General features: G+C 31.9%; 1 protein-coding gene. It reads left to right on the top strand.

Annotated elements, in window-relative coordinates:
- The coding region (locus tag AC1DIT_RS28480; RefSeq protein ID WP_476998632.1) for an FAD-dependent oxidoreductase at positions 1-468 on the top strand (468 nt) is incomplete at both ends.

The following is a 468-nucleotide window of genomic DNA, read 5'->3' as shown; positions in this document are numbered from 1 at the left end:
TCATTGCACTGAAAGACTTTATTACAAAGAATAAAGATTTTACGAAAGATACATCACTCGCTGTATTTTTAGAAAGTTTTTTAGGAAAAGAGTTGGTTGAAAAACAGATTTCCCCCGTTCTTTCAGGAGTGTATTCTGGTAAATTGAATGAGCTTACAATGGCTTCTACACTACCATATTTACTTGATTACAAAAATACATATGGCAGTATTATAAAAGGTTTTGAAGTAAATAAAAAACAATTTCAGGCTGCTGGAAATAAGAAGTTTTTATCATTTAAAAATGGACTTTCTACGATTATTAATCGTTTAGAAGAGGAATTAGCTGAGACAGATATACGAAAAGGAGTAACAACGACGAAGGTAAATAGAGTTGATGATGGATATGAAGTTTCTTTTTCAAATCAAGRGACAATAAAAGCGGATTACGTTGTTATAGCTACTCCACATGATGTTGCACCAGTCTCTT

The organism is Bacillus sp. 05T22, from assembly GCF_056396765.1.
Note: the sequence above shows the minus strand (reverse complement) of the source record. Positions and strands in the feature narration are given on the sequence as shown.